Here is a 1,980-nt window from a genome sequence, read left to right on the forward strand (position 1 = left end):
GGGCGGGGGTCAGCCCCGCAGGCCGCCCATGACCACGCCGGTCACGGCGGCGACCATCTCCTCGACGGACTTGTGGCCCGGGTCCGCGCCGTCGGGGCGGTACCAGTCGACGATCGAGTTGATCATGCCGAGCGCCAGACGGGCGAGGTTGCGGGGGGTCACATCGGAGCGCACCGCACCCGCGGCCTGGGCTGACTCGAGCAGGTCGCCCAGACGCCGGGTGATCTCGCGCCGGCGCTCGACGGCGGCCACCTCGACCGCCGAGTTCCCGCGCAGGCGCAGCAGCAGGGTCACCTCGGGCTGCTTCTCCGCCAGCACCCCGAGGGTGCCGCGGATGGCCGCCTCGACCTGCGCGCCGGCGTCGGCCCCGCTGGCCACCACATCGTCCAGGCACGACTCGAGGGCGTCGAGCGCCTCCGTCACCGCGTGGTCGAGGATCGCCTCCTTGGACTCCACGTGGTGGTAGATCGCGGACTTGGAGATGCCCAGGTGGGTGGCGAGCATGCCCATGGACGTCGCCTCGTAGCCGTGCCGGTTGAAGAGCTCGACGCACTCGGCCAGCAGCGTCTGCCGGTCATAGCCGGGCCGGCCGCGGGGACGGGATCAGGCCTGGTCGCGCAGGTCGTAGATCCGCCTGAGCTTGCCGGACGAGCGGGCCAGGGACTCCGGCTCCACCACGTTGATCACGCACGAGGAGCCGATCTTCGTCTTGATCTCCATGCGCAGGTGCGCGGCGCAGGCCTGGGCCTCCTCGAGGGTCGCATGATCGCGGCGCTCGATGTTCACGGCCATCTGGTCCATGCGGTCCGGGCGGGTGATCTCGAGGGTGAAGTGCGGCGACAGGGCCGGCTCCTTGAGGGCCAGCTCCTCGATCTGCGACGGGAACAGGTTCACGCCGCGCAGGATGATCATGTCGTCCGAGCGGCCCGTGATGCGGCCCATGCGGCGGTGGCCCGGGTGCGTGGTGCCCGGCAGCAGGCGGGTGAGGTCGTGGGTGCGGTACCGGATAATCGGCAGCGCCTGCTTGGTGAGCGAGGTGAAGACGAGCTCGCCGTGGCGGCCGGTCCCGAGGACCTCGTCCGTGAGCGGATCGATGATCTCGGGGCGGAAGTGGTCCTCCCAGATGTGGGAGCCGTCCTTGGTGGCCGCGGACTCGCCGGCCACGCCCGGGCCCATGACCTCGGAGAGGCCGTAGATGTCCAGGGCGTCGAGGTCGAAGGTCTGCTCGATCTCCCGGCGCATCCCCTCGGTCCACGGCTCGGCGCCGAGGATCGCGACCTCGAGGGAGGACTCGCGGGGGTCCAGGCCGAGCTTCTTGAAGCCGTCCGCGATGGTCAGCAGGTAGGTGGGCGTGGAGAGGATGGCGCGCGGCTGGAAGTCGGTGATCAGCTGCACCTGCTTCTCCGTCTGCCCGCCGGACATCGGGATCACGGCCGCCCCGATGCGCTCGGCGCCGTAGTGGGCGCCGAGGCCGCCGGTGAACAGGCCGTAGCCGTACGCGTTGTGCACGCGGTCACCAGGCCGGATGCCGCCGGCGCGGAAGCAGCGGGCGACGAGGGTGGCCCACGTGGCCAGGTCGTCGTCGGTGTAGCCGACCACGGTGGGCTGGCCGGTGGTGCCGGAGGAGGCGTGGATGCGGCGCAGCTCGGGGCCCGTGGCGGCGAACGCGCCGAACGGGTAGCTCTTCCGCAGGAACTCCTTGTCCGTGTACGGGAAGAGCTCGAGGTCCTCGAGGGCCGTGAAGTCGGAGGGGTGCACGCCGTGGTTGTCGAAGTGCTCCTTGTACGCGGGCACGTTCTCGTAGGCGTGGTGCAGCGTCCAGCGCAGGCGCTCGAACTGGAGCGCCTCGATCTGGTCCCGGCTCATCGTCTCCTCGGGGTCCGGCGCCCCGCGGTCGGCGGGGGCGGGCAGGGGTGCCGGCGTGTACGGGTTGGGGATCGAGGCCTCAAGCATGGCGTCCTCCTGGGGATCAGAGGGGGG

General features: G+C 71.3%; 2 protein-coding genes. Both read right to left on the minus strand.

Annotated features, from left to right (window positions below):
• Window positions 1–9 precede the first annotated feature (9 nt).
• Window positions 10–564, minus strand: a complete 555-nt coding sequence (locus tag MHY29_RS11905) for a TetR/AcrR family transcriptional regulator (RefSeq protein WP_255718943.1) — start codon at window positions 562–564, stop codon at window positions 10–12.
• A 39-nt stretch (window positions 565–603) separates the two neighbouring features.
• Window positions 604–1,953 (minus strand): phenylacetate--CoA ligase family protein, encoded by a 1,350-nt coding sequence (locus MHY29_RS11910; RefSeq protein WP_239241499.1) that lies wholly within the window; start codon window positions 1,951–1,953, stop codon window positions 604–606.
• Window positions 1,954–1,980: the final 27 nt, after the last annotated feature.

It is taken from the genome of Micrococcus sp. ACRRV, assembly GCF_022346985.1.
Classification (GTDB): domain Bacteria; phylum Actinomycetota; class Actinomycetes; order Actinomycetales; family Micrococcaceae; genus Micrococcus; species Micrococcus porci.